Origin of the sequence: Devosia ginsengisoli, from assembly GCF_007859655.1 — a bacterium.
GTDB lineage: Bacteria > Pseudomonadota > Alphaproteobacteria > Rhizobiales > Devosiaceae > Devosia > Devosia ginsengisoli.
Map to the genome: position 1 here is coordinate 3,522,813 of NZ_CP042304.1, position 26,387 is coordinate 3,549,199.

Here is a 26,387-nt window from a genome sequence, read left to right on the forward strand (position 1 = left end):
CATTCCCTCTAGTGAGAGTTACAGATGTGACGGCATTTCACCGGCGCGGGAAACGCGGGTGTTCGAGCGGCATGGATATCGGAGGGCTACGCCTGCGCCTTGCGTACGCGGATCACGACATCCACGTGGCTGACCTTCATCCCCTTGGGCGCGTCCGGCAGGCTGGCGAACTCGACCGAGGAAGCGGGAATGTCGATCATCCGCTGCTCGTCTTCCACGTAAAAGTGATGATGGTCCGACGTGTCGGTGTCGAAATAGGAGCGCGAGGCATCGACGGCCACTTCGCGCAGCAGGCCGGCTTCATGGAACTGGTGCAGCGTATTGTAGATCGTGGCCAGCGAAACGTTGACCCGGGCCTCGGACGCTTCGCCATGCAACTGCTCGGCGCTGACATGGCGATGCGGCCCGCCGAACAGCAGCTCGGCCAGCGCCACGCGCTGGCGGGTGGGGCGAAGACCGGCCATGCGCAGCACCGCGGTGAGGCAGGGCTTGCGCGACGGCATGGAACGGACGGTCTGAATACGATCGGTCATTGGGTCCTTGAAGGTCGGAACGGCCGGAAATGCTGGTTTCCTTATAACTATGGCAGAAAGTTCATACAAGCGGCAGGGGCGCCGCAGGTCCGGCATTTGCCCACAATGGCTAAGACCCGCTGACTTGACCCTCTCCCCGCGCCTCTATACGAGACAAAACACAAGGTTCTCAGGGGTATCAAGGCATGGCCGAGCGGCAAAATGCATTTGGGTATGAGGAGCTGCTGGCCCATGGCCGCGGCGAACTGCCCGGTCAGATGGATGCCCGCCTGCCGGCACCGCCCATGCTGATGTTCGACCGCATCACCCATATCGGCGATACGGACGGCGAATTCGGCAAGGGCTATGTAACCGCCGAGCTCGATCTTCGGCCCGATCTCTGGTTCTTCCAGTGCCATTTCATCGGCGACCCAGTCATGCCCGGTTGCCTGGGGCTGGACGCACTCTGGCAGATGACCGGCTTTTTCCTGGGCTGGTCGGGCTCGCCTGGCCGTGGCCGGGCACTGGGTGGAGAAATCAAGTTCACCGGCCAGGCGACGAACGACAAGAAGCTCCTGGAATACCGCATCGACATCAAGCGGCACATGCGCTCGCCCTTGCCCTTCGGCATTGCCACCGGCAGCGTCAAGGCGGATGGCGAGGTCATCTATGTTGCGGAAAACCTCAGGGTGGGCCTCATTCCCGTCGCATGAATGCTGAAAGCATCTCATAGGGGTGCAATCGGCCCAATTCGCACAAGATAACAAGAGACGCCTTCGTAAGGCGCCCGAGCAGGACTATAGAACGAGGACACGATGAGACGAGTTGTCGTAACCGGCATGGGTATCATTTCCTCGATCGGCAATTCGCTGGACGAGGTGACCGCGAGCCTGCGCGCCGCAAGGCCTGGCATTGTCGCGGCGCCGGACTATGCCGAACTGGGTTTCCGCAGCCAGGTCAAGGGCGATCCCGGCCTCGATCCGTTTGAAATCCTCGACCGCCGCACGACCCGTTTCATGGGCAAGGGCGCCGCCTGGAACTACCTCGCCATGCAGCAGGCTATCGAGGATGCCGGGCTGGAGGAGAGCGACATTTCCAACCCCATGACGGGCATTGTCATGGGTTCGGGAGGCGCCTCGACCCGCACCATCGTCGAAGCTGCCGACATCACCCGCAAGAATATGAGCCCCAAGCGCATCGGGCCGCTGGCCGTGCCCAAGGCCATGGGCTCCACCGCCTCGGCGACGCTTGCCACGCCCTTCGGCATCAAGGGCATCAACTATACGATCACCGCCGCCTGCGCGACGTCCAAGCATTGCATCGGCAATGCCATGGAACAGATCATGCTGGGCAAGCAGGATATCGTCTTTGCCGGCGGCCACGAGGATCTGGACTGGACGCTGTCGGACCTGTTCGACGCCATGGGCGCCATGAGCTCGGATTTTAACGATACCCCGGAAAAGGCCTCCCGCGCCTATGACGCGGCGCGCGACGGCTTCGTGATATCAGGCGGCGCCGGCGTGCTGGTGCTCGAGGAATACGAGCATGCCAAGGCGCGCGGCGCAAAGATCTGGGCCGAACTGGTGGGCTATGGCGCCACCTCTGATGGCCTCGACATGGTCGCCCCGTCGGGCGAAGGCGCCGAGCGCTGCATGCGCATGGCGCTGAAAAACGTCCGGCAGAAGGTCGACTACATCAACCCGCATGCCACCTCGACCCCGGTGGGCGACCTGCGTGAGATCGAGGCCATCCGCGAACTGTTCGGCAACGAAGACAAATGCCCGCCCATCTCGGCCACCAAGTCGCTGACCGGCCATAGCCAGGGCGCGACGGGCGTGCATGAATCGATCTATTCCATCCTGATGATGAAGCACCGCTTCATTGCCGAAAGCGCCAATATCGAGGTGCTCGACCCCGCCTTCGAGGACATGCCCATCCTGCGGCAGCGCCGCGATGATGTGGATCTCGGCGTGGTGCTCTCCAATTCATTCGGCTTTGGCGGGACCAATGCAGCGCTGGTCTTCAAGCATCCGGATGCTTGATTAGCCGGCTCAAGCGACAGACCTTCCCACCCACAGACGCTTCCCGCGGACTTGATCCGCGGGTCTCTTGTCACGCATGTTGAGGCATGGCTTGGGTTTATATCCTCACGAACCGAAAGTTCGGGACGCTCTATATTGGCGCCACGACCGACCTAGTGCAGCGCGTCTGGCAGCACAAGGGTGAGTTCATCCCGGCCTTCACCAAACGCTACCACCTCAATCGGCTCGTCTATTTCGAAGAGCATCAGACCATCTATGGCGCCATGCAGCGCGAGCGGACGATGAAGCACTGGAAAGCAGAGTGGAAGGTGGCGTTGATCGAGAAGGACAATCCCGAATGGGACGACCTTTATTGGGTGATCGCACCAGGATAGTGCCCGGGGAGAGAGACCCGCGGATCAAGTCCGCGGGAGGCAATTGTGGGAGAGGTGTGGGTGGCTCCCTGGACCAATCCTCAATACGAAAATTCGCTGAACCGCCCGCCCTTGCCGTCATAGGTCAGCACCCGGCCGATCAATGGCTCGCCAATCCCCGTGATGAGCTTGACGGCTTCCATGGCCATCAGCGTGCCGATGACTCCCGTCAATGGCCCCAATATGCCTGACGCCTCGCAACTGGGCAGGTCCGTGTCGTCGGCCTCTTCGGGGTAAAGATCGGCAAAGCGCGGGCCGCCAGGGACGAAGACGGTGACCTGCCCGTCGAACATGGAGACCGCACCCGAAACCAGTGGGACGCCGAGCGCTTCGCAGGTGGCGGCGACCAGGCGGCGGGTGCCCAGATTGTCGGTGCCATCGAGCACGAGGTCGTAGCCGTCGAGGATGGCGGGCGTATTGGCGCTGGTGAGTTCTTCGGAATGAACCACCACGCTCACATGCGGATTGAGCGCATGGACAAAGCGCCCGGCGCTTTCGGCCTTGCCGATACCGGTCTCGCTATGGATCACCTGGCGGTGCAGGTTGCTGAGCGAAACCGTGTCGTGATCGACAATGCCCAAAGTGCCCACGCCCGCGCCGGCGAGATAGGCGATGACCGGGCTACCCAGCCCGCCCGCGCCGACCACCAGCACTTTCGCCCGCTTCAGCGCCTGCTGCCCAGCCCCACCCATGCCCTTGAGCACCAGATGGCGCGCATAGCGGTTTGTTTCGTCGGGCGAGAGCAGGTCAGAGGCCAAGCGGCACCGCGAGGAACCGCCGGTCGGGGCCTTCAAAGCCTCCCGGATAGACCGAGATCAGCGCCACCGCCCCTTCGACCGAACCGGCATTGAAGGGCAGGGTGACGCCATAGAGCCGATAGGTGACCGGGCAGCCGCGCGAGCGGGGCAGGCTTTCGTCGCGATGCACCACCCGCTCAGTACCATCAGCGCTGACCGTCAGCTGATAGCCCATGGGATCGACCGAGAACCAGTCGGCGCAGGGCGCCGCGGCCGTGGTGGCAAAGCTGGACAGGCGCAATTCATAGTCGCCCATCACGGCGCCGGGTTCATAGCCCGGTGCACCAAAGCGCAATGCCTGGGCCTCAACGCCCGGCGCACCATCGCCCACCAAAGCCGCCATTTCGGCCGGCACGTCGATCTCGAGCGATGCTATGGTCTCGGCGGCCTTGGCCTGAGCCTCGGCGCGGATCTGGCTCAACGTGGCCGTCTCGTCATCGGCCCGTACGCGGACCGGGGTGCCCAAGGCCCAGGAATCGGTTTCGAGATTGACGACATAGATGTTGGAATAGGCAAAGCCCGAACCGTCCTGGATGCCGAATTCCTCGAAGGCGAAATAATCGGCATCCTGCGAATAGCCGATGACGTCGATCAGCGCCCGGTCGCCCGCCAATGCGGGAGTGACCAGGAGCATGAGGCCGCACAGGCCGGCGAAGCTAGCGCCCGGTCGAGCCATGACCGCCCGTGCCGCGTTCGGTTGCATCCAGCGTCTCCCGTTCCCTGAATATGACCCGGCTGACCGGCGCCACCACCATCTGTGCAATGCGCTCGCCCCTGCGCACCACAAAGGGGGCAGGCCCGTGATTGATCAGCAGCACCTTGACCTCACCACGATAGTCCGCATCCACCGTACCGGGCGAATTGAGCACGGTAACGCCGTGCTTGGCGGCAAGGCCCGAGCGCGGCCTGATTTGTGCCTCATAGCCCTCGGGCAGGGCGATTGTGAGGCCGGTGGGGATCATGGCCACGGCGCCGGGCGCGATCTCGACCACTTCATCGGGTCCAAGCGCCGCCGCCAGGTCGAGCCCCGCGGCGCCCGGGGTCTGCTGGCGCGGCAAAGGCAGGCCCTCGCCATGGGCGAGCCAGACCAGACCGATCGAAACAGGGTCGCTCATTAAAGGGGATGCTCCGCCGCTGCGCCGGCATGATTGCTATCGGGCAATCTAGGGCTAAGTCCTTGAACCGGCAAGAGACCTACCACGAAGCCATGGTCAGCAAACGATAGAGCAGGACCAGCATGGTAAGGCTGGTAACCCCGATCAGGCCCAGCAGCGCCCAACGCATCAGGCGATCTCGGCGGGGCGCCATCTTGCCGGCATGGTAATCGGCCAAAGCCAATTCGGCCTGGGCGGCGATGACCGGCAGGCGCCCTGCCGCTTCGGCAATGGTGTCGAAATGATCCTTGAGGTCCTGCAGCCGCCCCAGGGGTCCGGCTTCCTTGCGCAGCCAGTCGCCGACCACCGGCTCGGCCACGGTCCAGATATCGAGGTCGGGATCGAGCGCACGGGCGACGCCTTCCACCAGCACCATGCTCTTCTGCAGCAGCACTAGTTCGGGGCGGGTCTGCATGGAGAACAGGTCGGTAATGGCAAACAGCTGGCCCAGCACTTTGGCCATGGAAATGTCCGCCGCCGTGCGGCCATGCAGCGGCTCGCCGATGGAGCGGATAGCTAGCGCAAAGTCGTCGACCGACTGATCCCCAGGAACATAGCCGATATCGAAATGCCGCTCGGCCACCAGGCGATAATTGCGGGTGATGAAGCCATAGAGGATATCGGCGAGGAAGCGCCGTTCCTTGCGATTGATACGGCCCATAATGCCGAAATCGACGGCGATGACGTCGCCGGTCCTGGGATCGGCGAACAGATTGCCCGGATGCATGTCGGCATGGAAGAAGCCGTCGCGGATGGCGTGCTTGAGAAAGCTCTGCAGCAGCTTGGCCGCCAGCGCCTTGCGGTCGACGCCGGCGGCATCGAGTGCGTCATGCTCGCGGATCGGGATGCCCTCGACCCAGCTTGTGGTCAGCACATTCTGCGCCACATGGTCCCATGATACGGTGGGAATGACAAAGCCGGTATCGTCCTTGATATTCTCGGCCATTTCCGAAATGGCAGCGGCTTCCAGCCGCAGGTCGAGTTCGAGCCGGGCCGAGCGGTCGAGGGTTTCGACCACCTCGGTGGGGCGCAGGCGGCGCGTCGAACGCACCAGCCCCTCGGCCAGGCGCGCGGCGGCATAGAAGCTCTCGATGTCGGACATGAAGCGGGCTTCGACGCCGGGGCGGAGAACCTTGACGGCCACGGTTTTCGGCAGCCCCTTGGCCGGCTTGAGCCGCGCCTTGTGCACCTGGGCGATGGACGCGGCGGCGACGGGGGGCGACAGTTCGGTCAGCTCGGCCGCCTTGTCCCCGAGCGCCGTGGCGAGAATGCCGGGCACCAGAGCCGGGTCGAACGGCTCCATCTTGTCCTGCAGGCCCGAAAGGTCATTGGCGATCTGCGCGCCGACCACATCGGGGCGGGTCGCCAGCGTCTGGCCGAATTTCACATAGGTGGGGCCAAGCCGGTTCAGCGCCTTGTTGAGGCGTTCGACATGGCCGGTCTTGCGCACGCTCGGCCGTTCCACCAGCCGCCCCAGCCAGATGCCGAACCGCAAAGGCGCCAGCGCCGGCGGCAGCTCGCCGGGAATGGAGAGGGCCCCTTCGCGCGCAAGCACATAGCCGGCCCGAAAAAGGCGGAGATAGGCGGAAAGGATCAAATCTTCCACCCCGAGAACAGCGTGGCGATGTTGCCGGTGAGGGAAGTGTGCTTCACCCGCTTGAAGCCGGCGCTGGTCAGCATCCCGGAAAAGGCCTGCGGATTGGGGAATTTGCGGATGGATTCCACGAAATACTGGTAGGGCTGGGCATCCCCGGTCACCACCTTGCCCATGGGCGGGATGACACGGTCCGAATAGAGCCGGTAGATGGCGTCGAAGCCCGGCACGTCGACCTGGGAGAATTCGAGCACCAGGATGCGCCCGCCCCGCTTGAGCACGCGATGCGCCTCGTTCAGCGCCTTCTGCACGCGCGGCACATTGCGGATGCCGAAGGCGATCGTATAGGCGTCGAAGCTGTTGTCGTCGAAAGGCAGTTCCTCGGCATTGGCCTCGACGAAACTGGCCTGCGCAGGATAGCGCCAGCTCTTCGCCCGCTCGGCGCCCACCCGCAGCATATCGGCATTGATGTCGGAGACGACGACTTCGGCATAGCCCACCGAGGCATTGACGATGCGCTCGGCAATGTCGCCGGTGCCGCCTGCCATGTCGAGCACCCTATAGGGGCGCGACCCGGTCTTGGGCGGGGCCAGCTCGTTGACCATGGCGCCCTTCCATAACCGGTGCACGCCCCCGCTCATCAGGTCGTTCATCAGGTCATAGCGGTCGGCGACGTCGTGGAAGACCTTGTCGACCAGGCCCTGCTTGTCGGCCATGGCCACGGTCTGCTCGCCGAAATGGGTGGTCTCCTGCGCGTCGGTCATGGCCTTCGCCTCGTGCTTTGCGTATTGGTCGATACGCTCTGTATTGACAGAACGATACATATTCAAAGCAAACCGGCTTTGCCATGGCACAAAGCCGCACAGGTAAATGAGGCAAAAAATGCCCGAACTGCCCGAGGTCGAAACCGTTCGACGTGGCCTGGAGCCCTGGCTGGTAGGTGCGACCATCGACAAGGTCACCCTCAACCGCAAGGACCTGCGCTTTCCTTTCCCCGAAGGGTTGGCGGCGGCACTGGAGGGCCAGAGCATCGTCTCGGTAGGGCGGCGGGCCAAATACCTTCTCATGACGCTGGGCAATGGCCGGACCGTGCTGAGCCATCTGGGCATGACCGGCTCGTGGCGTTTCGCCGAACATGGCATCGACAAGCCGCCGCGTTATTACGAGCCGGGTACCGAGCCCAAGCACGACCATATGGTGTGGGACATCACCCACCCTGTTCATGGCAAGAGCCATTTGATCTATGCCGATCCACGTCGCTTCGGCTTCATCGATCTCTATGATGATGTGGCGGACAGCCCCTATCTCAAGGAGCTTGGCCCCGAGCCGCTGGGCAATGACTTCAATGCCGCGGAAATGGCGGATAAGTTCAAGGGCAAGAAAACCCCGATCAAGGCGGCTTTGCTCGATCAGCGCGTGGTGGCAGGGCTGGGCAATATCTACGTGGCCGAGGCTTTGCATCGCAGCCACATCCTGCCCACCGTGCTGGCGGGAACGCTGGTAACCGCCAAGGGCGCCCCCAAGCCGGCGCTGGACGATCTGGCCCATGCGGTGCGGCAGGTTCTGGTCGAAGCCATTGAAGTCGGCGGCTCGACTTTGCGCGATTTTCGCAATGCCGAGGGCGGCTCGGGCTATTTCCAGCACCACTTTGCCGTCTACGACCGCGAAGGCGAGCCCTGCCCGACGCCGCTTTGCACGGGCACGATACAGCGCATTGTGCAGTCCGGGCGCTCGACGTTCTTTTGCCCGGTTTGCCAGAAAGCGCCTTGAGCTCGGGCTGCTTTTGCCGCAGTCGCCTGCTAAAGATGGCGCATAAGAAGACTGCCGGAGGATGCGCCAATTGGCCCCGATCGACCTTTCCGCCGCCCCCTTCAACCTCGATGACGAGGCCATTGCCTGGGTCGCGTCTACGCGCGATGGGCTGACGCCGCGCGACAAGCTGGCCCAGCTTTTCGTGCTTCTGGCGCGCGGCACGTCGGAAGAGGTCGCAGCCGAAGTGCGCAGCTTCAAGCCGGGCGGCATTACCCGCATCTATTCCGACGATATCGTCGCCGAGATCAACCTGGCGCGCGAACTGGGCGCCCTGAGCTCTATTCCGCTGCTGGTCAGCGCTGATCTCGAAGGCAGCCGGATGAGCCTGCCCTTCGGCACCTCAGTACCCAATCCGCTCGGCCTCGCCGCTGTTGACGATGTGGAGGCGACGACGGCCATCTCCACCATCATGGCGAAAGAGGCGGCGGCCGTCGGGCTCAACTGGAGCTTCACCCCGGTCATCGACATCAACCAGGCCTGGCGCAGCGCCATTGTCGGCACCCGCTCCTATGGCAGCGACATGGGCAAGGTCGAGCGCCACGCTTTGGCGCAGATCGCGGCCTTCCAGGCCAATGGTGTCGCTGCCACCGTCAAGCACTGGCCGGGCGAGGGCTATGACGACCGCGACCAGCATCTGGTGACCACCGTCAATCCGCTCTCAATGCCCGAATGGGAAAAGACCTTCGGCCAGCTCTACCGCAAGGCCATCGCCGCGGGCGTGATGAGCGTCATGTCGGCCCATATCGCTCTGCCCGCCTTCGTGCGGGCACTCGACCCCGATGCGGGCGCCGAGGCCTTCCGCCCCGCCTCGCTGAGCAAGGTGCTGAACGAAGACCTGCTGCGGCGCGAACTGGGCTTCAATGGCCTCATCGTCTCCGACGCGACACCCATGGCCGGCATGGGCGATTGGGGGCCGCGCGACGACGTGCTGCCCGAAGTCATCATATCGGGCTGCGACGTCATCCTCTTCACCGACGACCCCAATGGCGACCTGATGCGGCTGGTCAAGGCCGTCGCCGACGGTCGCCTGAGCCAGGAGCGGGTGGACGAGGCGGTGACGCGCGTCCTGGCGCTCAAGGCCGCCTTGGGCCTGCACAAGGCAGACCGCCCCGAACCCAATCTCGACACGGCGCGCACTGTGGTGGCCTTGCCGGAAAACCTGGCCTTGGCGCAGACCGTGACGGCGCGCGTGCCGACCCTGGTCAAGGATGTCAAAAACCTGCTGCCGCTCTCGCCTGCACGACACAAGCGCGTGCTGGTCTATTCGGGCGGCGTCATTCTGCCCTTCGTGCCCCATCCACTGCCGCTCAGCCTACCTGAACGGCTGGAAAAGGAGGGTTTCGAGGTCGTGGTCTATGCGCCCGGCATGGAGGTGAGCCCGAAGAATTTCGATCTCGTGCTCTACCTCTTCGCCGAGGAAACCGTACTGACCCGCAGCCGCATCTTCCTCGACTGGATGAAACTCACCGGCTCGGTCTTCGGCGCCATGAGCCGTCTCTGGCACGACGTGCCCACGCTGATGATTTCCTTTGGCTATCCCTACTATCTCTACGACGCCCCGCGCGTGCCGGCCTATGTCAACGCCTATGGCTCGAGCGAGGACATGCAGGCGGCGGTGCTGGAAGCCATCATGGGCCGCGCACCTTTTGCCGGAACGAGCCCGGTCGATCCCTTCGTGGGCAGCGAGCAGGGGAAGTATTGAGGGTCGGGGATTGCCCCATCTCTCCCACCCACAATCGCCTCCCCCGGACTTGATCCGGGGGGCTCTCACTACTTGTGCCGGATTGAGATTGACCCGCGGATCAAGTCCGCGGGAGGCGTCGGTGGTTGGGGGAATTCCAGCCCCTCAATCCGGCGGCGTCTTGTTCTGCGCCAGCACGGCGCCCGCGAGATAAAGCGAGCCGCAGATCAGCACCCTGGCATTGGGCACATCAGCGGCGGCCTTGAGCGCCGCGGTCACCGACCGCATCGGCCGCGCATCGAAGCCCGCCTTCCTCGCTTCATCAGCAATGTAAGCAGCCTTGTGGGCATTGGGTTCGCCGGGGATAGTCAAGGTGAACACCTGCTGCGCCATGCCGGCAAAGGGCGCCAGAACCGCTGCCGGCGCGCGGGTATTCATCAACCCCATGATCAGCACCAGTGGCGCCGGGCGGACACGGTCGAGATCGCGCAGCGTGGTCGCCACCGCCGCCGCGCCATGGGCATTGTGGATGCCGTCGAGCCACAGCTCGGCGCCGGGACCAAGCAGGTCGCGCAGCGGCCCGGTCTGCAGCGGCGTCATCCGCGCCGGCCAGCGCACCGCCCGCAAGCCGCGGGCAAAGGCGTCCGCATCGACAGGGAGTTCGAAATGCCGTGCCGCCGCGATGGCGAGGGCGGCATTGTCGAACTGATGCGCCCCCAGCAGGCCCGGTGGCGGCAGGTCGAGCAATCCGGCCTCGTCCTGGTAGACCAGCCGCCCATCCTGCTCCATCCCGTGGAAATCCTCGCCCTGCCAGATCGGGCCGATGCCCAGCTTCCGTGCGGCACGATCCAGCACGGCGCGGCCCTCGTCCTTCTGGAGCCCGATCACCGCCTTGCTGCCGCGCTTGAAAATGCCGGCCTTGTTGACGGCGATTTCCCCAATCGTATTGCCAAGAAACCCCTGATGATCGAGGTCGATGGGCGTAATGATCACCCCCAGCGGCTGGGCCACGACATTGGTCGTGTCATAGGTGCCGCCCATGCCGGTTTCGAGCAGCAGGTAATCGGCCTTGGTCTCGGCGAAGAGCAGGAAGGCGGTAGCCGTGGTGATCTCGAAAAAGGTCATCGGCCTTTGCGCATTGACCCGCTCGACCTGTTCCAGCGCCGCATTGAGCCGCCGCGTCCCCACCAGCCTACCGGCCAGCCGGATGCGTTCGTTGAAATGCACCAGATGCGGGGAATTATAGGCATGCACCTTCTTGCCTGCCGCTTCGAGAAAAGCGCGCAGATAGGCGATGGTGGAGCCCTTGGCATTGGTGCCGGCGACATGGATCACCGGTGGCAGATGTTCATGCGGGCTGCCCAGATCGGCCAGCAGCGGCAGGATGCGGTCGAGGCTGAGATCGATCAGCTTGGGGTGCAGCGCCGAAAGGCGCTTGAGAATGGCATCGGTACGGGACATGGACTCACCAGCGGCAGGCCCTGATCAGGTACCCCTGATTGGTCCGCCGCTCAATGGTTGTCCGGTCTATGCTACTCCGCGTGCGCGGCCGCCACCGGGGGCAGGTCGCCATCGTCGCCTTCGGCAGCAACGGCGGCATCACGCAGGCTGGTCCGCACCACAGCCGGAGCCGTGTCGGTCAGCGCGCCCGAGGCTTCCGCCTTGGTCAGGATGGCCGCGAGCGAGCCGATGGTCGAGCGCAGGTTGTGGCGATGCACCACCATGTCCACCATACCGTGCTCATAGAGATATTCCGAGCGCTGGAAGCCCTTGGGCAGCTTTTCGCGGATGGTTTGCTCGATGACGCGCGCGCCAGCGAAGCCGATCATCGCGCCCGGCTCGGCGATATGCACATCGCCCAGCATGGCGTAGGAGGCAGTCACCCCGCCGGTGGTGGGATTGGTCAGCACCACGAAGAAGGGCAGGCCCGCTTCGCGCAGCCGCAGCACGGCAACGGTGGTGCGCGGCATCTGCATCAGGCCCAAAACGCCTTCCTGCATGCGCGCGCCGCCCGAAGCCACGAACAGGATGAAGGGCGTCTTGCGCTCGACGGCGGTTTCGAGGCCGGTAATGATGCCCTGCCCCGCCGCCATGCCGAGTGAGCCGGCCAGGAAATCGAAATCCTGCACCGCCACCGTCACGGCGCGCTCGTAGAGCTTGCCGGTGGCGACGATGACGCTGTCGTCATAGCCGGTCTTGGCGCGGTTTTCCTTGAGCTGGTCGACATAGCGCTTCTGGGCGCGGAATTTCAGCGGATCGGCGGCCACCGATGGCACCGGCACCAGCGTATAGTCGCCATTGTCGAGGAAGGTCTTGAGCCGGTCCACCGGCTTGATCTTCATGTGATAGCCCGAATTGGGCACCACCCACTGGTTCGCCTCGAGATCGCGATAGAACACCATCTCGCCGGATTCCGGGTCCTTGACCCAGAGATTTTCGGCAATCTCGGACCGCTGTCCAAGCATGGAGCGGATTTTGGGGCGGACGAAATTATCGATCCAGTTCATCGGGGTGCCTCGCTGGGACTGTAGCGTCACCTAAGGGTCAATTGTGGCGAATGTTATCAGGGGGATAGCCTCGGGGCAAAGGCATCCGGCGTCGCAGGCGGGCTGTGTACAACTTTTCCAACCGCCCGTCGTGTAATCCCTCACAAAATCGTGTCTACAAGAAAAGATACTGGCGGAATTCTTCCCGCTACTTGATTCTTTCTTTGTAGGGATTTCGCAGAATCCAGAATGTTAAATAGATACAACAAGCAGGAGCGTCGCCATCTATACTTCAAGTTAACTGCCACTGTCGCATTTAAGCACCGAATATGCCACCATTCCACCATAGTCGGGGCATGACCGCCGACATGTGACAAGAAACGACTGGAGGGGCAACTATGTCATCGATCTCAGAGAAATTTCGCGACTTCAAGGCCGGCAAGGCAGCTTTGTTCTGGTCCTGTGCGGGCTGCATCGTGGCGACCATGGTCGTGGGCTTCACCTGGGGCGGCTGGGTAACGGGGGGCTCGGCCCAGGAACGGGCAGACAAGGCCGCAGAACAGGCCGTTGCCCAATTGGCTGCCGATATCTGCTTCAAGCGTTACCTGGCTTCGCCCGACGCGCGCGTCAATCTGACCGCGCTCACCGAGGAAAGCAGTTATCGCCGTGGCGGGATGATCGAGGATGGCGGCTGGGTAACCCTGGCTGACCGTGAAGACCCGATCGACGGCGCTGCCGGGCTTTGCGCCGCACGGCTGGCGGAGGTCGATCTGTCCACATTGCCCACCATGCCGGTGGCCGATGCGGGCGCGGTAGCGGCAACGGTGCCGGCTGCAACTACAGTACAGTAACGCCGTTTCTGTCAGGGAACTCCGGCCCCTGCCCCTCCAAGGGCGGGGCCGGTAATTCGTCAGGCCCTGGCCCGCTTCACGCCACCGGCCAGGTCCGCCACCAGGTCCCGTACGGCCGCCACGGTCTTGTCCGTGGCCTTGCCATCGACCAGCGACTTGCCCACCGCATCGACCAGCACAGTGCCTACCACGATGCCATCGGCATGCTTGCCGATCTCTTCGGCGTCTTCGGCCGTCTTGATGCCGAAGCCAACCGCCACCGGCAGGTCGGTATGGCCCTTGATGCGCGCCACGGCCTCGCCCACCGCCGCGCGCGACTTGATCGCAGCGCCGGTAATGCCGGTCATCGACACATAGTAGACAAAGCCCGACGTGTTCTTGAGCACGGCCGGCAGGCGCTTGTCGTCGGTGGTCGGCGTGGTGAGGCGGATGAAGTTGAGCCCGGCTTTCAGTGCCGGAATGCAGAGCTCCTCGTCTTCCTCGGGCGGCAGGTCAACGATGATGAGCCCATCCACCCCGGCATCCTTTGCTGCGACCAGGAACCTGTCGACGCCGAAGCTGTAGATCGGGTTGTAATAGCCCATCAGTACGATGGGCGTGGTCTCGTCCTTGCGACGGAAATCCTCGACCATGCCGAGCACGCCGCGCAGGGTCATGCCGCCGGCCAGGGATCGCTGTCCCGCCAGCTGAATGGCCACGCCATCGGCCATCGGGTCGGAAAACGGCATGCCGAATTCGATGATATCGGCGCCGGCCTGCGGCAGCGCCGCCATGATGGCCTGGCTGGTGGCCAGGTCAGGATCGCCCGCCATGACATAGGTGACGAGCGCCGGGCGACCGGCGGCCTTGGCTTCGGCGAAACGCTTTTCGATACGCGACATGACTACAGCAGCCCCAGATAATTGCCGACGCTTTCGACGTCCTTGTCGCCGCGCCCGGAAAGGCACAGCACGATCGAGGTGTCCTTGCCCATAGTGGGCGCAACCTTCATCACCTGCGCCAGCCCATGCGCCGATTCCAGCGCCGGAATGATGCCCTCCATCTTTGTGCAGAGCTGGAAGGCCTCGAGCGCCTCCTTGTCGGTGATGGGCGCATAGGTGACGCGCTTGCTGTCATGCAGGAATGCGTGTTCCGGCCCGACGCCGGGATAGTCGAGCCCAGCCGAAATGGAATGGCCTTCGAGGATTTGCCCGTCGCTGTCCTGCAGCAGATAGGTGCGGTTGCCATGCAGCACGCCCGGCCGACCGCCGGTCATGCTCGCGGCATGGCCGTTTTCGGTGTCGATGCCATGCCCGCCCGCCTCGGCGCCGTAAAGCTTGACCGAGGGGTCGTCGAGGAAGGCATGGAAGGTGCCGATGGCATTGCTGCCACCACCAACGCAGGCCACTACGGCCTCCGGCAGCTTGCCCTCACTCTCCTGGAATTGCTGCTTGAGCTCGGTGCCGATCACGCTCTGGAAATCGCGCACCATTTCCGGATAGGGATGCGGGCCTGCCGCCGTGCCGATCAGGTAATAGGTGCTGTCCACATTGGTCACCCAGTCGCGCAGGGCCTCGTTCATGGCGTCCTTGAGCGTGCCGGCGCCGGCCGTGACCGGCCGGACCTCGGCGCCCAGCATTTTCATGCGCAGCACGTTGGGTTTCTGCCGTTCCACATCGGTGGCGCCCATGAAGATGGTGCAGGGCAGGTCGAACTTTGCGCAGACCGTGGCCGTGGCCACGCCATGCTGGCCGGCGCCGGTCTCGGCGATGATGCGCGTCTTGCCCATGCGCTTGGCGAGCAGGATCTGCCCCAGGCAATTGTTGATCTTGTGGCTGCCGGTATGGTTCAGCTCTTCGCGCTTGAGCCACACCTTGGCGCCACCCAGATGACTGGTCAGCCGCTCGGCAAAATAGAGCGGGCTGGGGCGGCCGGTATAGTGGGTTGCCAGCGACATGAGCTCGCCCAGATAGTCCGGATCGACCTTGGCTTCGCGGTAATGGCTTTCGAGGTCGAGGATCAGCGGCATCAGCGTTTCGGCCACGAACCGCCCGCCATAGAGCCCGAAGCGGCCATCCTCGTCGGGGCCGTTGCGCAGGGAATTGATGCCGTCCATCGTGGTCCTCTCGATGCCCCGAGAGAACCTCATCCTGAGCTTGTCGAAAACGAGGTTCGGTGCGCACGACCTCGTGGTTCGACAGGCTCACCATGAGGGTCTGTCAGCGCTTTGCTTTTTAGCCGGCCGCGCGGGCATTCCGGATGAACGCCTCGATCAGCCTCTTGTCCTTGACACCAGGCGCGCTTTCGACGCCGGAGGACACATCGACCCCAAAGGGGCGCACGGTCTTGATGGCGTCGGCCACGGTCTGCGGCGTCAGCCCCCCGGAAAGCATGAAGGGGATGGATGGGTCAAGCGCCTTGAGCAGGCTCCAGTCGAACGTGTCGCCCAGCCCGCCCGGCCGGTCGGCCCCTTTGGGCGGCTTGGCATCGACCAGGATGCGGTCCGCGATATCGACAAAGGCGGGCACTTGCGCCACGTCCTCGGCCGAGCCGATGGGCAGCGCCTTCATGATCTCGACGCCGGCTTCTGCCCGGATGGCTTCGACGCGATGCGGGGTTTCCGGCCCGTGCAGTTGGATCCAGTCCGGCCCCAAGGCGGCGATCTCGGCCACGCAGCTATTGTCGGGATTGACCAGCACCACGCAGGTTTCGATGCGCCCGCGCGCCTGCGAGATCAGGTCGGCGATCTCCTCGACGGAGGCATGGCGCGGCGAGCGTTGGAAATGCATGAAGCCAACCATGTCGGCACCGCCAGCGATGGCGGTCTCGAGCATGTCTGACGTCTTGATGCCGCAAATCTTGATGACGAGGGGTTCGGCCATCGTGTCGCTCAACGAAGCTCCAATAGATCATCGACTTCGGCCATGGGGCCGGAAGCGGCTTGGCCAGTGTTACGGCGCAGCTTTTCCAGCTCGCCATTGAGCATATGCGCCTCGCGACGCCAATGTTTTTCGCGGCGCCGGTGGCGCGCCTGGGCAAACCAGGTTGCCGTGCCGCCCAGCAGCACGCCCATCAGCAGCACGACATAGAGCACCACGAACAGCGGCACGCCATAGCCCGGCGCCACGCTGGTCTCGACCTGTGCGAAGGGATTGAAATTGACCACGACGAAATGCCGGTTGGCCAGGGCGAAGACGATCAGCCCCAGGCATAGCGGGACAAGGACCACCCAACCGACGATTCTGCTGACCATTAGTCGTTTTGCCCGTGGAGCCTGGCCCCGTTGAAAGAAGCGTCATGCGCGCTTCCGAACCGGAAAAGTGGGGTCTCTTTTCCCGGAAACGCTAACTACGGTTGAGCCGTTCTCGGATTTCCTTGCCGGCCTTGAATTGCGGCACATATTTCTCGCCGACATCGACCTGCTCGCCGGTCCGCGGGTTGCGGCCGATGCGCGCCGGGCGGTTCTTGACCGAAAAGGCGCCAAAGCCGCGCAGCTCGACCCGGTCACCCCGGGCCATGGCGTCCCCGATCTCGTCGAGGATGGCATTGACGATATTTTCGATATCACGCTGGAACAAATGCGGATTTTCCGCCGCGAGTTTCTCGACGAGTTCCGACTTGATCATCCCGGGCTCCAGTTGGCAGGCCGCCGCCTCCCTCTAGTTCAGGAAGCGGTGCCAACCTGCCAAAGCGAGACCAGCCCGTCAAGCGTGATGGGGCCATCGGGCAGGCCGAGCGCGGCGCGCGCCTGTCCGTTGAGGAAGGTTCCGATGAGATCGAACCCCTGCTGTGGCTCCGGCCAGACGGTGCGGATGTCGAGATCGGCACCTACATCGCGCTCGGTTTCGAGCCACTCCACGGCTTCCTTTTCCCCGCCGATCGCGTCGATCAGTCCGCTTTCGACGCCCACCCGGCCTGTGACGATCCGCCCATCGGCCAGGTCAAGCGTGGCGGGGCGCGTCAGCCCGCGCCGCTCGGCCACCACATCGACGAACCACTGGAAACTGTCATCGACCAGCGCAGCGATGGAGGCGCGCGGCGCCCCTTCCATTGGCTCGTCGAAATCGGGCTCGGCCTTGAGTGGGCCGGAGGCCACCTTGTCGAGATCGACGCCAATCGTCTCCATCAACTTGCCGGCATTGACATGCTGGTACAGCACGCCGATCGAGCCGACGATGGAGAGCCTCCGCGCAAAGATGCGGTCGGTGGCAATGGCAGTCATATAGGCGGCCGAAGCGCCCAGCTCGCCGATGACGGCCACGGTGGGCTTGGCTGCGCGCAACTGTCCCAGCGCCTCATAAAGCTCCTCGCCGCCAGCCGTGGTGCCGCCGGGCGAATTGATGGCCACGATGACAGCCTTGACGGCATCGTCCCCGGCCAGGTCGTTGATGGCCTTGAGCCGCGCCCGGTCCGTGGTAATCGTGCCGTCGATTACCAGCCGTGCCACATAATCACCCACCTGGGCCTGCGGCAGCGCAAAGCGCCCCAGGCCCACGATGACGGCAACGGCCACCGCGATGAAGGCCAGCACCCGCCACAGCCCGCGCGAGCGGCGATAGGTTTCAGCGGCCACTGCGGAATGAGCATCCGGGCGGGACGGTTCGGAAATCGGCTGGTCGGTCATCTGGGCCTCATGCTTGGCGCTGCAGTCGGGTAGGCCTGCCATAGCATTTTGGCAAGCGGCTTACCCGGCCTTGCGGGCCGCCTTCTTGTCCTGCGCCACGACATAAGCACGCAGCGCCTTGTTGATGTCGGTCTGGTAGCCCTTGCCATTCTTGGCATGGCGCTTGAACCAGTCGAGAATGTCGGCATCGAGGCGCAAAGTCGTCTGCTGCTTCACCAGCCGATACATCATGCCCTGCTTGGCGTTTTTGAAGAACTCATCGGTCAGCGGCGGTATGTCGGAATAGTCGATTTCGCTGTCCGGCCTTTCCGACAGGGCCTTCAGGCGATCGATCTGCTCCTGCGTCAGTGGCTTGCGCGTATAGCGCACCATTTTAGCGTTCTCGTTGCTCATAGCGTTGTCTTTCCTTCCGAGATGCGGGCCTGGCGGATATGATCCGCGTCACCACTTCGCCTTGGATTGTTTCTCGCAGCGTATGAACGACCAGCAGGGTGGCCAGAAAGGGCACCGCGCCAATAGTCTGGAGCCGTTCTTCCCCACTGACCGTGCGAGCCGGCTCGGTCAGTTCATTGGGGTCGTCGAAAACCTCGATCGCGTCCTCGAAATACACCTTGTGCTTGGCGATATTGGCTTGGTGCTTCTCTTCGTTCCATTCGTACTCCACGCATCGCCCCCTCTGCGCTCACCGGAATGTAACTACAAAATTGTAACTACACAAGTCGCCTGGCCATCAGCCGCGCTGCTTGCTCGTAGCTGCCGAGTTTGTCGGCCAGTTCCGGTGCTGCCACTTCGCGGAAGCCATGTTTGTACCAGAAAGGCACCGAACCGTTGACGGCGACGAGGCTGGCGCTGGGAAATCCACTGGCCCGGGCATGGCGCAGGATATCGCCGACGATCATGGCGGCGGCTCCGGTGCCCCGCGCCGTCGGCAGCAGTGCCAGGTCGTGCAGATAGTAGGTATCGGCGTCAGGAGGGATGGCGCCGAGCAGGGAATTGAGCGCGGGCAGCGCCTTGAAGCGCCATGGGTGGGACAGGATGTAGCCGGAAGGCACGCCGCCCAGTTCGAGCAGCCGCGTTCCCTCCGGGTAAAGTGACTGCCGTTCGGCGAAGACAGCCATGGCCTCGGGAAAGGCCGGATGCACCCGCGCGGCGATGGCCTCGACAGCCGGCAGATCGAATGTGGTCATGGCCCGCCAGTGCATTGCATTGCTCATGGTCACTTCTTTCGGCCTCCCCCGGCGCGCCCCAGCTTAAAAAGCAAAAGGCCCGCGCTGTGAAGCGCGGGCCAGATGGTTTTGAACCACGGAGAATTACTTCTCGTCGCGGCCCTTGAGCGCGGCGCCCAGGATGTCGCCGAGCGAAGCGCCCGAATCCGACGAACCGTAATTGGCGACGGCTTCCTTTTCCTCGGCGATCTCAAGTGCCTTGATCGACAGCTGGATGCGCTGGGTCTTGCGGTCGTACTGGGTGACGCGCGCATCGACCTTCTCGCCCTTGGAGAAACGCTCCGGACGCTGGTCATTGCGGTCACGGCTGAGGTCAGCACGGCGGATGAAGGCCGTCATTTCGCTGTCGGCGATGCGGACTTCAATGCCCCCATCGTTGACTTCGATAACGGTGCCGGTCACGACCGAACCCTTCTTGATGCCGCCTTCGGAACCGGCCGTATCGGCAACTTCGCCGGTGGCGAGCTGCTTGATACCCAGCGAAATGCGTTCCTTTTCGACGTCAACATCGAGGACCTTGGCCGAAACCATGTCACCGCGGTTGTAGTCTTCCAGGGCGATTTCGCCCGACTTCTGCCAGTCGAGGTCGCTGAGGTGAACCATACCGTCCACATCGCCGTCGAGGCCGATGAACAGGCCGAATTCGGTCTTGTTCTTGACTTCGCCTTCGATAACCGAACCGACCGGGAACTTCTCGGCAAAGCTTTCCCACGGATTGGCCAGGGTCTGCTTGAGGCCGAGCGAGATGCGGCGCTTGTCGGGGTCGACTTCCAGCACGACGACTTCGACTTCCTGGGAGGTCGAGACGATCTTGCCGGGGTGGACGTTCTTCTTGGTCCAGCTCATTTCCGAGACGTGGATCAGGCCTTCGATGCCCGGCTCCAGTTCCACGAACGCACCATAGTCGGTGATGTTGGTGACGCGGCCGGTGAACTTGGCCTCGATCGGATACTTGGCTTCGATGCCTTCCCACGGATCGGCCTGAAGCTGCTTCATGCCGAGCGAGATGCGGTGCGACTCGTGGTTGATGCGAACGATCTGGACCTTGATGGTCTCGCCGATCGTCAGCACTTCGGACGGGTGGTTCACACGACGCCATGCAATGTCGGTGACATGCAGCAGGCCGTCGATGCCGCCGAGATCAACGAACGCACCATAATCGGTAATGTTCTTGACCACGCCGTCGACAACCTGGCCCTCTTCGAGCTGCTGGACGATTTCCGAACGCTGTTCGGCACGCGACTCTTCGAGGATGGCACGACGCGACACGACGATATTGCCACGACGCTTGTCCATCTTCAGGATCTGGAAGGGCTGCGGCACGTTCATGAGCGGGGCGATATCGCGGATCGGACGGATGTCCACCTGCGAGCGCGGCAGGAAGGCGATGGCGCCTTCGAGGTCGACGGTGAAACCGCCCTTGACCTGGTTGAAGATGGTGCCTTCAACGCGCTCATTGGCGTTGTACATCTCTTCGAGCTTGACCCAGCTCTCCTCGCGGCGAGCCTTCTCGCGCGACAGAACGGCTTCGCCAGCGGCATTCTCGACGCGGTCGACATAGACCTCGACGATCGAGCCGACGGTGATGGTGCCGTCACGGCCGGCCTGGCCGAATTCCTTGAGCGCGATACGGCCTTCGGTCTTCAGACCGACGTCGATGATCGCCAGATCCTTCTCGATGGCGACGACCGTACCCTTGACGACGGCGCCCTCTAGGGGCTCGTTGTCGACGAAGCTGTCCATAAGGAGGGCTTCAAAATCTTCTTTCGTCACAGTTTGCTGTGCCAAATATCTTCTCCAATGCGCCGGTTGTTTGCGTTGAAGACCGAAAGCCCGCCATTTCCCAACGGAAATGCCGGCGCGCGAGCGCCCGATCGAACGTTGATTTGGGTATTTTCCCGCTGGCCTCGCTCGGTGAAAGCCGGGGCCGGACAATCAAGGTTGGATTAAGGTCTCAAGACCCTGCCTTGCCTGCCATGGTCCCATCGACAATCGCGATGGCTGCGCGGAGTGCGGCCTCTATATCGAGAAGCGTCGTATCGAGCAAGTGCGCGTCGTCAGCTTTGTAGAACCCGCCGTAGGGATTTTGCATGTCACGCGCATCCCGCTCTTCTATCTGGTGATAGAGAGCGTAGCGGTCAACCTCCTGGCCGCGCGCTTCGAGCTGGCGGGCGCGACGCTCCATGCGCGCCTTGCTGTCGGCCTGGATGAAAAGTTTTACATCGGCATCCGGGGCGATCGTGGTGCCGATATCGCGGCCATCAAGCACGGCGCCATCAGGCTGGAGCGCGAAGCTGCGCTGGAAATCGAACAGCGCTTTGCGGACCTCGGCGATCACCGCGACCTTACTGGCCAGCACGCCGGTGTCGGCGGCCGTCAGGGCCTCGATGTCAGTGAGATGGGCCGCATCGAGCGCCTTGGCCGCCGCGATAGCCGCCGCCTCGAAGCCTGGGCCTTCCGTTTGCCCGGCAACAGCCAGCCCGACGGCGCGGTAGAGCAGGCCGGTATCGAGATAGGGCAGGCGGTAGTGGCGGGCTAGGCCCGAGGCCAGCGTGCCCTTGCCCGAAGCGGCGGGTCCATCCACGGCGATGATCATGTCTAGTGCCCCTTCACCGGCTCGAAGCGGGCGCCTGCCGCGGTCATGGCCTCGACAAATCCCGGAAAGCTGGCCGCAATGGCACTGGTATCGTCCAGCGTCACGCGTTTCTGGCTGTTGAGGCCCAGCACCAGGAAACTCATGGCAATGCGGTGATCGCCCTGGCTCAAGACCGTGCCACCACCCTCCACTTTGCCGATGCCGCCGATAGTGAGGTCGGTATCGCCTTCGGCCACCGTCACCTTGCTGGCGGCCAGACCGGCGGCGATGGCCGCAAGCCGGTCGCATTCTTGCTCCCGCAATTCGCCCAAGCCTTCGATCACGGTTTCGCCCTGCGCATAGGCCGCGGCGATCGCCAGCGCCGGAATGTCGTCCAGCATGGTTGCCGCATGCGCGGCCCCGATGCGCATGCCCTTGAGGCGCGAGGACCGAACCCGCAGGTCGGCGACATGCTCGCCCCCCGCTTCATGCTGGTTGATGAACTGGATATCCCCGCCCATTTCGAGCAGCGTGTCGATAAGGCCGGTACGAACAGGGTTGATCAGCACATTCTCGATCAACAGCTCCGAGCCCGGCACGATCAGCGCCGCGACAACGGGATAGGCGGCGGAAGACGGATCGCCCGGCACCACGAGACGGCGCGGCCGCAATTCGGTGAGCCCGTTGATGGTGATCGTCGCGCCGCCGGCCTCGTCATGGGCCACCTCTATCGCGGCGCCGAAATCGGCCAGCAGCTTTTCGGTATGGTCGCCCGTCGCCACCGGCTCGACAATGGTCGACATACCGGCAACCTGTGCCGCGGCCAACAGTAAAGCCGATTTGATCTGCTCGGACGGCGCTTCCATGACATGCCGCAGGGGCAGCGCCATTTTCGGCCCCTTGAGCGCCAGCGGCAGGCGGCCATCAGCGGTCTCGCTCGCCACGGTACCTATCGGTGCCAGTGCATCGAGCAAGGGCTGCATCGGCCGGCGCAGCAATGTCGGCCCGCCGGTAAAGCGCGCGGTAAAATTATAGGGGGCGAGCAACCCCATCAAAAGCCGCGTCCCCGTGCCCGAATTGCCCATATCGAGCACCTTGCCCGGCGCCAGCAGTCCACCGACACCCAGCCCATGCACATGCCAGGCCGCGTCCCGCTGTTCGATATGTATGCCGAGCTGCCGCAGGGCGGCGACGGTCGCCAGCACATCCTGGGCCTCCAGCAGCCCTTCGATACTGGTGCGGCCCACCGCCAGCGCGCCCAGGATCAGCGCGCGATGCGATATCGCCTTGTCGCCGGGCGTGGCAAAGCGGCCCGTCAGCGGGGTCGCGCCGTGACTGGCCCGCGGGATGCGCTCGGGACGATTCTCTGCGGTCTTTTTGGCGGTCTTTTGGGTCATGTAAGGAGCCGGCTTTAGCACGGCCCGGCGCGGCAAGGCCACTACCGCTTGGCCGTGGGAACCAGCTCTCCACATTTTCGGTTTGACAGGGGCGGGGTTTGCCCATAACCGGACTGACCGAACGGGGGCCCGGAGCCCCGCAAAACCTTACGACCGAGAAACAGCAGGAACATCGATGGCCAGTTCCGAACGCGGCACCAAACGCACCGATCCCGAAACGGGCAAGAAGTTCTACGACCTCAACCTGGATCCGATTGTCTCGCCCTATACCGGCAAGAGCTATCCGCGCTCCTATTTCGAGCAGATTCTGACCGGCAAGCCTTCTCCCGCCACCGCCCGCAAGGTGGATGCCGAGGAAGAAGAGGAAATCGAAGAAGAGGTCGAGGACACGTCAGCGCCCGAGATCGTCTCCCTCGAGGATGCCGATGCCGAGGAATCGGGCGAAGAGGAAATCCCCGAGACCGATGACGTCGAAGTCGACGAGGAACTTGGCGACGACGACGCCGATGTCTTCCTCGAAGAGGATGAAGACGAAGACGACGAACTCGGCTTCGATGTCGGCGGCGACGAAGACCGTTGATTTGAAAAGAGATTTTGGCCGGCTGACCCCGTCAGCCGGCTGAACGAAAAAGTGTCATTTAGGCACTTGCAAGGGGACGGATCATCCAATAGGTTCCGCCTCGCTTCGGACGGGTTCAGCCTTCCTTAGACCCAATGGAATGGGGCCATAGCTCAGCTGGGAGAGCGCTTGCATGGCATGCAAGAGGTCAGCGGTTCGATCCCGCTTGGCTCCACCAATTCCTCCAAGATTTGTAATCGGTTCGTCAGGTGCCCCTAACGCTTAGGCGTTGCCCTCCGGCCATTCCCGCGGCTAGGGTTCGGCTTCCTACCGCCCACGCAGCAGGTCCTGTGTCTCCCGTTGAAACCAGCATTGCGGCAATTGCCGACAAAATTCGCCGCAGTGACGGGCTGACGGCAGCCGGGCTGGTGGATCTGCTGGGCAGCACCTCTTATCCCCTGATCATCCTGGTGCTGAGCGTGCTCAATATGCTGCCCGGTCCGCCCGGCTATGGCGGCACGCTGGCCATCACCATCATCAGCGTCACCGCTACCACCTTGCTGGGGCGCCCGCTGGGCCTGGGCGGCTGGATCGGAGAACGCGTCTTGCCACCCAGGCTGCTCGATCGCATGATGGCGCAGATGCAGTGGTTTGCCAGGCTCGTGGCCAAGGTATCACGACCCCGGCTCGCCATGTTGACCGGCGCGCGGACCGAGCTGCCGACGGCGATTTTCATTCTGCTGGTGAGTGTGCCCATGGTGCTGCCCATTCCCTTTATCAATGCCGTGCCCAATACCGGCATTGCGGTGATCTGCGTGTCGCGCATCAATCGCGACGGCCTGGGCGTACTGCTGGGCGGTTTCATCGCCCTGCTGGGCCTGGCGATAGCGGTGGCCGTGGCTTGGGGCGCTGCCATGCTCGCCACCTCGATGATCGGCTGATGCAGGCCCCCCGGCTCAAGGCATTGCTCTGGCGGCAGGTCGACCGCCTGTCGACCGGCGGCTGGCTGTTGGGCCTGTTCTTCTTCGCCCTGGCGCTGACGCCCTCGCTGATTCCGCGGCATTTCACCACCCAGGGCATTCTGTGCGGCTTCGCCTTTGCCGCCGGTTACGGCATTGGCGTGTTCCTCGAATGGCTGTGGGATTATCTCGAACTCAAATGGTCCAGCCCGAAGCTGGCCACCTGGATCGGGCGGGTTTTGGCGCTGGCCTGCCTCGTGCTCGCCATCGTCTTCCTGTGGCTGTCCACCGGCTGGCAGAATTCGATCCGGGCCGAGATGGGCGTAGCCCCGGTCGAGGCGCGCCAGCCCTGGTTCGTTGCTGCCATCGCGGTCTTGCCGGGCGCTTTGCTGATCGGCCTGGGCACGCTCATCGTGCATGGCGTGCAACTGGTGTCGTCCTGGCTGCGGCGCATCATCCCCCGCCGGGTCGCTCTGGCCGGTGCCATGATTGCCGTTGGCGTCCTGACCTGGGCCGTGGCCCAGGGCGTGGTGGCACGGGGCCTGCTCTACGCCGCCGATCGCTTTTACGGCAACCTCGATACGCTGGCCGGCCGCTATGCCGAAGCGCCGACCGATCCCTTGCGCTCGGGCAGCGCCGCCTCGCTGATCGGCTGGGACACGATCGGGCTTGATGCCCGCATCTACGTGCAGTCCGGCCCCACCATGGACGAGATCGCCGCCATGACCGGGCGGCCGGCCGTGGAACCGCTGCGCGTTTATGTCGGGCTGCGCTCGGCCGAAAGCGCCGAACAGCGTGCCGCCCTGGCCCTGGCCGAGATGGATCGCGTCGGCGCCTTTGATCGCTCGGTGCTGGTGCTGGTCATGCCGGTGGGAACCGGCTGGGTGGAGCCGGCGGCCATCGACACGCTGGAATTCCTGCATGGCGGCGACGTCGCCAGCGTCGCGGTGCAATATTCCTATCTCACGAGCTGGCTGTCGCTGGTCTCCGAGCCCGATGTGGGTGTGGAGACCGCCCGGGCCCTGTTCAGCGCGGTCTACAAGCGCTGGTCGGCAATGGACGAGGCAACCCGGCCGCGCCTCTATCTGCATGGCCTGAGCTTGGGCGCCTATAGTTCGGCGGCCTCGAGTTCGATTTACGATATCCTCGGCGATCCCTTCGACGGCGCCTTCTTCGTCGGCACGCCTTTCGCCTCCGCCTCCTGGCGCAGCGCCACGGCCAATCGCGATTCCGGTTCGCCCTGGTGGCGGCCGGAAGTGGGCGATGGATCGGCCGTGCGTTTTTCCAATGGGGACGGCGATCTTGCGACCGACACACGCCCCTGGGGCCCGCTGCGCACCGAATTCCTGCAATATCCCAGCGATCCCATCGTGTTCTTCGAGCCCAGCATGCTGTGGCGAGCACCGGTCTGGTTCAGCGGCCCGCGCGGCAAGGGCGTCTCTCCCTTGCTCGACTGGTATCCGGTGGTCACTTTCCTGCAACTGGCGCTCGACATGGCGCTGGCCCAGACCGCTCCCATCGGCTTCGGCCATGTCTATGCGCCGCAGGATTATTTCGATGGCTGGGTTCAGGTCACCGGCAGTGACGGCCTGAGCCAGGCCGACCTTACTGCATTGCGTGAGCGGCTGGTCCGGCATGGCGAACGGCAACTGATCGAGGGTGGCTGGTTCCGCAACGCGCCGGTCGATTGACGGCCTTGCCCTGCTGCGGCCATGCTCGCGGCCCG

General features: G+C 63.6%; 29 protein-coding genes and 1 tRNA gene. 10 read left to right on the plus strand and 20 right to left on the minus strand.

The window, feature by feature from the left end; genetic code table 11:
- Nucleotides 1-86 precede the first annotated feature (86 nt).
- Complete coding sequence (irrA, locus tag FPZ08_RS17270) at nucleotides 87-533, minus strand: iron response transcriptional regulator IrrA (RefSeq protein ID WP_281285640.1); 447 nt, start codon at nucleotides 531-533, stop codon at nucleotides 87-89.
- Nucleotides 534-718: 185 nt separating this feature from the next.
- Here irrA and fabA point away from each other — a divergent pair, with 185 nt between their 5' ends.
- The 3 genes from fabA to FPZ08_RS17285 all read left to right on the plus strand — a co-directional run bounded on the left by fabA (nucleotide 719) and on the right by FPZ08_RS17285 (nucleotide 2,928).
- Nucleotides 719-1,225 carry a 3-hydroxyacyl-[acyl-carrier-protein] dehydratase FabA gene (fabA, locus tag FPZ08_RS17275; RefSeq protein ID WP_146291278.1) on the plus strand — a complete coding sequence of 169 codons (507 nt, stop codon included), beginning with the start codon at nucleotides 719-721 and terminating at the stop codon, nucleotides 1,223-1,225.
- 102 nt (nucleotides 1,226-1,327) lie between these two features.
- Nucleotides 1,328-2,554 (plus strand): beta-ketoacyl-ACP synthase I, encoded by a 1,227-nt coding sequence (gene fabB / locus FPZ08_RS17280; protein ID WP_146291280.1) that lies wholly within the window; start codon nucleotides 1,328-1,330, stop codon nucleotides 2,552-2,554.
- Between the two features lie 86 nt (nucleotides 2,555-2,640).
- Nucleotides 2,641-2,928: a GIY-YIG nuclease family protein gene (locus FPZ08_RS17285; RefSeq protein ID WP_146291282.1), complete on the plus strand. Its 288-nt coding sequence runs from the start codon at nucleotides 2,641-2,643 to the stop codon at nucleotides 2,926-2,928.
- 80 nt (nucleotides 2,929-3,008) lie between these two features.
- Here the strand turns inward: FPZ08_RS17285 and FPZ08_RS17290 are convergent, their stop codons facing one another.
- The 5 genes from FPZ08_RS17290 to ubiE all read right to left on the minus strand — a co-directional run bounded on the left by FPZ08_RS17290 (nucleotide 3,009) and on the right by ubiE (nucleotide 7,276).
- A complete protein-coding gene (locus FPZ08_RS17290; RefSeq protein WP_146291284.1) occupies nucleotides 3,009-3,725 on the minus strand; it encodes a HesA/MoeB/ThiF family protein in 717 nt (238 codons plus the stop codon).
- On the minus strand, nucleotides 3,715-4,467 hold the full coding sequence (locus FPZ08_RS17295; RefSeq protein ID WP_146291286.1) for a DUF2259 domain-containing protein: 753 nt from the start codon (nucleotides 4,465-4,467) through the stop codon (nucleotides 3,715-3,717). Before FPZ08_RS17295 ends, FPZ08_RS17290 begins: the two co-directional genes overlap by 11 nt.
- On the minus strand, nucleotides 4,421-4,879 hold the full coding sequence (dut, locus tag FPZ08_RS17300; RefSeq protein ID WP_146291287.1) for a dUTP diphosphatase: 459 nt from the start codon (nucleotides 4,877-4,879) through the stop codon (nucleotides 4,421-4,423). Before dut ends, FPZ08_RS17295 begins: the two co-directional genes overlap by 47 nt.
- Nucleotides 4,880-4,958: 79 nt before the next feature.
- Nucleotides 4,959-6,512, minus strand: a complete 1,554-nt coding sequence (gene ubiB, locus FPZ08_RS17305) for a 2-polyprenylphenol 6-hydroxylase (protein ID WP_425457607.1) — start codon at nucleotides 6,510-6,512, stop codon at nucleotides 4,959-4,961.
- Nucleotides 6,512-7,276: a bifunctional demethylmenaquinone methyltransferase/2-methoxy-6-polyprenyl-1,4-benzoquinol methylase UbiE gene (ubiE, locus tag FPZ08_RS17310; protein WP_146291291.1), complete on the minus strand. Its 765-nt coding sequence runs from the start codon at nucleotides 7,274-7,276 to the stop codon at nucleotides 6,512-6,514. The genes ubiB and ubiE overlap by 1 nt, the downstream gene beginning before the upstream one ends.
- Before the next feature lie 118 nt (nucleotides 7,277-7,394).
- On the opposite strand from ubiE, the gene mutM reads away from it, so the two are divergent.
- Both mutM and FPZ08_RS17320 read left to right on the plus strand, forming a co-directional pair.
- Nucleotides 7,395-8,282 carry a bifunctional DNA-formamidopyrimidine glycosylase/DNA-(apurinic or apyrimidinic site) lyase gene (gene mutM / locus FPZ08_RS17315; protein ID WP_146291293.1) on the plus strand — a complete coding sequence of 296 codons (888 nt, stop codon included), beginning with the start codon at nucleotides 7,395-7,397 and terminating at the stop codon, nucleotides 8,280-8,282.
- Nucleotides 8,283-8,343: 61 nt separating this feature from the next.
- A complete protein-coding gene (locus FPZ08_RS17320; RefSeq protein WP_146291295.1) occupies nucleotides 8,344-10,026 on the plus strand; it encodes a glycoside hydrolase family 3 protein in 1,683 nt (560 codons plus the stop codon).
- 144 nt (nucleotides 10,027-10,170) lie between these two features.
- On the opposite strand, the gene FPZ08_RS17325 is transcribed toward FPZ08_RS17320, so the two are convergent.
- A complete protein-coding gene (locus FPZ08_RS17325) occupies nucleotides 10,171-11,466 on the minus strand; it encodes a bifunctional folylpolyglutamate synthase/dihydrofolate synthase (protein WP_146291297.1) in 1,296 nt (431 codons plus the stop codon).
- A gap of 71 nt (nucleotides 11,467-11,537) precedes the next feature.
- On the minus strand, nucleotides 11,538-12,512 hold the full coding sequence (gene accD / locus FPZ08_RS17330; RefSeq protein ID WP_146291299.1) for an acetyl-CoA carboxylase, carboxyltransferase subunit beta: 975 nt from the start codon (nucleotides 12,510-12,512) through the stop codon (nucleotides 11,538-11,540).
- 377 nt (nucleotides 12,513-12,889) lie between these two features.
- Between accD and FPZ08_RS17335 the strand changes: the two genes are divergently transcribed.
- The gene (locus FPZ08_RS17335) at nucleotides 12,890-13,342 is read left to right on the plus strand and encodes a hypothetical protein (RefSeq protein WP_186767061.1); all 453 of its coding nucleotides are present in this window, start codon (nucleotides 12,890-12,892) and stop codon (nucleotides 13,340-13,342) included.
- A 59-nt stretch (nucleotides 13,343-13,401) separates the two neighbouring features.
- Here the strand turns inward: FPZ08_RS17335 and trpA are convergent, their stop codons facing one another.
- The 12 genes from trpA to aroA all read right to left on the minus strand — a co-directional run bounded on the left by trpA (nucleotide 13,402) and on the right by aroA (nucleotide 23,143).
- On the minus strand, nucleotides 13,402-14,223 hold the full coding sequence (gene trpA / locus FPZ08_RS17340; RefSeq protein WP_146291301.1) for a tryptophan synthase subunit alpha: 822 nt from the start codon (nucleotides 14,221-14,223) through the stop codon (nucleotides 13,402-13,404).
- Between the two features lie 2 nt (nucleotides 14,224-14,225).
- Complete coding sequence (trpB, locus tag FPZ08_RS17345) at nucleotides 14,226-15,437, minus strand: tryptophan synthase subunit beta (protein ID WP_146291303.1); 1,212 nt, start codon at nucleotides 15,435-15,437, stop codon at nucleotides 14,226-14,228.
- A gap of 118 nt (nucleotides 15,438-15,555) precedes the next feature.
- The gene (locus tag FPZ08_RS17350) at nucleotides 15,556-16,203 is read right to left on the minus strand and encodes a phosphoribosylanthranilate isomerase (protein ID WP_146291305.1); all 648 of its coding nucleotides are present in this window, start codon (nucleotides 16,201-16,203) and stop codon (nucleotides 15,556-15,558) included.
- 8 nt (nucleotides 16,204-16,211) lie between these two features.
- Nucleotides 16,212-16,574, minus strand: a complete 363-nt coding sequence (locus FPZ08_RS17355; RefSeq protein WP_146291307.1) for a lipopolysaccharide assembly protein LapA domain-containing protein — start codon at nucleotides 16,572-16,574, stop codon at nucleotides 16,212-16,214.
- A 91-nt stretch (nucleotides 16,575-16,665) separates the two neighbouring features.
- Entirely contained in the window at nucleotides 16,666-16,947 is a 282-nt protein-coding gene (locus FPZ08_RS17360) for an integration host factor subunit beta (protein WP_146291309.1), read from the minus strand.
- Nucleotides 16,948-16,985: 38 nt separating this feature from the next.
- Nucleotides 16,986-17,945: a signal peptide peptidase SppA gene (sppA, locus tag FPZ08_RS17365; protein WP_186767062.1), complete on the minus strand. Its 960-nt coding sequence runs from the start codon at nucleotides 17,943-17,945 to the stop codon at nucleotides 16,986-16,988.
- Nucleotides 17,946-18,005: 60 nt separating this feature from the next.
- Entirely contained in the window at nucleotides 18,006-18,338 is a 333-nt protein-coding gene (locus tag FPZ08_RS17370) for a BrnA antitoxin family protein (protein ID WP_246132689.1), read from the minus strand.
- The gene (locus FPZ08_RS17375; RefSeq protein WP_146291313.1) at nucleotides 18,319-18,609 is read right to left on the minus strand and encodes a BrnT family toxin; all 291 of its coding nucleotides are present in this window, start codon (nucleotides 18,607-18,609) and stop codon (nucleotides 18,319-18,321) included. Before FPZ08_RS17375 ends, FPZ08_RS17370 begins: the two co-directional genes overlap by 20 nt.
- Nucleotides 18,610-18,655: 46 nt before the next feature.
- Nucleotides 18,656-19,159, minus strand: coding sequence for a GNAT family N-acetyltransferase (locus FPZ08_RS17380; RefSeq protein WP_146291315.1), 504 nt, complete (start codon nucleotides 19,157-19,159; stop codon nucleotides 18,656-18,658).
- A gap of 96 nt (nucleotides 19,160-19,255) precedes the next feature.
- On the minus strand, nucleotides 19,256-20,914 hold the full coding sequence (gene rpsA / locus FPZ08_RS17385) for a 30S ribosomal protein S1 (RefSeq protein WP_246132690.1): 1,659 nt from the start codon (nucleotides 20,912-20,914) through the stop codon (nucleotides 19,256-19,258).
- Between the two features lie 211 nt (nucleotides 20,915-21,125).
- A complete protein-coding gene (locus FPZ08_RS17390; RefSeq protein WP_146291319.1) occupies nucleotides 21,126-21,767 on the minus strand; it encodes a (d)CMP kinase in 642 nt (213 codons plus the stop codon).
- 2 nt (nucleotides 21,768-21,769) lie between these two features.
- Nucleotides 21,770-23,143, minus strand: a complete 1,374-nt coding sequence (gene aroA, locus FPZ08_RS17395; protein WP_146291321.1) for a 3-phosphoshikimate 1-carboxyvinyltransferase — start codon at nucleotides 23,141-23,143, stop codon at nucleotides 21,770-21,772.
- A gap of 175 nt (nucleotides 23,144-23,318) precedes the next feature.
- On the opposite strand from aroA, the gene FPZ08_RS17400 reads away from it, so the two are divergent.
- The 4 genes from FPZ08_RS17400 to FPZ08_RS17415 all read left to right on the plus strand — a co-directional run bounded on the left by FPZ08_RS17400 (nucleotide 23,319) and on the right by FPZ08_RS17415 (nucleotide 26,352).
- Nucleotides 23,319-23,723 (plus strand): TIGR02300 family protein, encoded by a 405-nt coding sequence (locus FPZ08_RS17400; RefSeq protein ID WP_146291323.1) that lies wholly within the window; start codon nucleotides 23,319-23,321, stop codon nucleotides 23,721-23,723.
- 141 nt (nucleotides 23,724-23,864) lie between these two features.
- A tRNA-Ala gene (locus FPZ08_RS17405) sits at nucleotides 23,865-23,940 on the plus strand.
- A 112-nt stretch (nucleotides 23,941-24,052) separates the two neighbouring features.
- Entirely contained in the window at nucleotides 24,053-24,643 is a 591-nt protein-coding gene (locus FPZ08_RS17410) for an exopolysaccharide biosynthesis protein (RefSeq protein ID WP_186767063.1), read from the plus strand.
- Entirely contained in the window at nucleotides 24,643-26,352 is a 1,710-nt protein-coding gene (locus tag FPZ08_RS17415; protein WP_146291326.1) for an alpha/beta hydrolase, read from the plus strand. The genes FPZ08_RS17410 and FPZ08_RS17415 overlap by 1 nt, the downstream gene beginning before the upstream one ends.
- Nucleotides 26,353-26,387: the final 35 nt, after the last annotated feature.